Genomic DNA, 1,946 nt, shown 5'->3' with positions numbered 1-1,946 from the left:
GGAAAATTGATATGAACCGCAGATTTGTTCTCGGCTCTGCCCTCTCCGTTGCCGCCGTTGCTGTTGCCGGGCTGGGCGTGACTACCCTGACCGCGCAGGAAAGTAGCACTGCTGTCGCAACCGCATCCACGTCTGACGCCGTGCCAGCCAACCGTCAAATGACGATCTGGCGCGATCCAAACTGCGGGTGCTGTGACGCCTACGCCGATTACATGGAGGAAAACGGCTATGTCGTGACCCGCATCGACGACAGGGATTTCGACAAGCGATCTATTGAGGTGGGCGTGCCGGAGGCCGGCTTGGGCTGCCACCTGGCACAGGTTGACGGCTACTACGTCTCCGGTCTCGTGCCTGCCGAAATCGTTGACCGGCTTACCACGGAGCGCCCGGAGATCATCGGTATCACCTTGCCGGGCATGCCCCAGAACGCCCCGGGCATGGCGGGAAAGAACGGCCCGCTGAAAACCTTTGCCTTCGGTAAGGATGGGGTCTCTGTTTATGCCAATGAATGAATGTCCGATGGCGGACATGATGTCCGGACCGATGGCCGGGGTCATGATGGCAGGGGGCGGCATTATGCTGCTCCTTGTCATCGCTTTATTGGGTCTCAGCCTCCTGGCGCTGGCCAAATATCTCAGGAGGCCCGTATGAACCGGATTTATCTTTTAAGCACGGTCGGAACCGCTGTCGCGTTCGTCGCCGTCGCGGCATGGGCACAGACTTCTGGCGATGCCACACCTGACGCGCTTGCGGCCCCCGAAGCAGAAGCAAGCGTGGCGACGCTCACGCAAGGCAAGGATATCTACGCCGCAAACTGCGCCTCTTGCCACGGTGCTAAACTGGAAGGTCAGCCCGACTGGCGTCGGCGATTGGAAAACGGCCGGATGCCCGCCCCGCCGCATGACGAAAGTGGTCACACCTGGCACCACGCCGACAGCGACCTCTTTACCATCACCAAACTGGGCCTCAGCGCCGTTGTGCCTGGTTACGAAAGTGACATGCCGGCCTTCGGCAATATCCTGAGTGATACCGAGATCACTGCCGTGCTTGATTACATTAAAAGCACGTGGCCAGACCGCCAAGGTGACTTTCAAGCTGAAGTCACGGCCAATGATGAGCAAGGGTCATAGCCTGAAGGTTGCCGGGCCGGTGCATGGAGGAAATCGTTGATGATCGCGGCGACCGGTGATCTGACCGGTCGCAAGGGGGGTCTGGCCGCGACGCATGTTCTGGCCAGGTGCCGCTGCACGGCGCTGTCATTCTGACGTTTACAGGCATCGTGCAGCCGTTTCTCGGAAAACTTAGCGGTCCCCCGAACGTCAGTCTTTAGAGGAAACTAAATCGCTAGGTCGGCAAGGATCGGGCAATCAGGGCGGTGATCGCCGGCGCAGGACTCGACAAGATGCCCAAGGGTGGCGCGCATCTCGGTCAGTTCTGCGATCTTGCAGTCGATACGCCCAAGGTGTTCCAGCGCAATATGTTTGACCTCGGCGCTGGCGCGGTCGGTGTCGGCATAAAGCTTCAGCAGGCTGCGGCAATCTTCGATGGTAAAGCCCAGGGCCCGCGCCCTGCCCAGAAACGCCAGCTTGTGGACGTCACTTTGCCGAAAGCTGCGATAGCCGTTGGCACTGCGCTGGGGCTGCACAAGGCCGATATCTTCGTAATAGCGAATGGTTTTCGCGGGCAGCCCCGCATGGGTGGCGACGTCTCCGATATTCATGATCAGGTCCTTATTTGGCTGGGTCGGGTGAAAGGTGCGACTGGCTGTGCAGGGGTTGCCTCGTTCATGGCGGGTCGGACCCGGCGCAGGCGCAGCGCATTGCTCAACACGAAGCTCGAGCTGAGTGCCATCGCGCCCGCGGCCAGCACCGGCGACAGCAAAAGCCCGAAGATTGGATACAGGATGCCCGCCGCCACTGGGATCAGCGCGACGTTATAGCCGAAGG

5 protein-coding genes are annotated in these 1,946 nt (G+C 60.3%); 3 read left to right on the top strand and 2 right to left on the bottom strand.

The features are described from left to right. Nucleotides 1–11: 11 nt before the first annotated feature. From ACOI1H_RS25215 to ACOI1H_RS25205, 3 genes are read left to right on the top strand one after another with little or no spacing between them, the layout of a single operon-like run. Nucleotides 12–512, top strand: coding sequence for a DUF411 domain-containing protein (locus ACOI1H_RS25215; RefSeq protein ID WP_422441031.1), 501 nt, complete (start codon nucleotides 12–14; stop codon nucleotides 510–512). A gap of 7 nt (nucleotides 513–519) precedes the next feature. Further along, nucleotides 520–651 (top strand): hypothetical protein, encoded by a 132-nt coding sequence (locus tag ACOI1H_RS25210; RefSeq protein WP_422441029.1) that lies wholly within the window; start codon nucleotides 520–522, stop codon nucleotides 649–651. Beyond that, nucleotides 648–1,130, top strand: a complete 483-nt coding sequence (locus ACOI1H_RS25205) for a c-type cytochrome (RefSeq protein WP_422441027.1) — start codon at nucleotides 648–650, stop codon at nucleotides 1,128–1,130. Before ACOI1H_RS25210 ends, ACOI1H_RS25205 begins: the two co-directional genes overlap by 4 nt. A 206-nt stretch (nucleotides 1,131–1,336) precedes the next feature. Here the strand turns inward: ACOI1H_RS25205 and cueR are convergent, their stop codons facing one another. Next, on the bottom strand, nucleotides 1,337–1,720 hold the full coding sequence (gene cueR, locus ACOI1H_RS25200) for a Cu(I)-responsive transcriptional regulator (RefSeq protein ID WP_422441025.1): 384 nt from the start codon (nucleotides 1,718–1,720) through the stop codon (nucleotides 1,337–1,339). A 2-nt stretch (nucleotides 1,721–1,722) separates the two neighbouring features. Then, on the bottom strand, nucleotides 1,723–1,946 hold a 224-nt coding region (locus ACOI1H_RS25195; protein ID WP_422441024.1), incomplete at its 5' end, for a hypothetical protein.

Source organism: Loktanella sp. DJP18 (assembly GCF_049310965.1).
In the GTDB taxonomy this organism is placed as follows: domain Bacteria; phylum Pseudomonadota; class Alphaproteobacteria; order Rhodobacterales; family Rhodobacteraceae; genus Loktanella.
The sequence above is the reverse complement of the archived record's forward strand: the minus strand, read 5'-3'. Positions and strand labels throughout refer to the sequence as shown.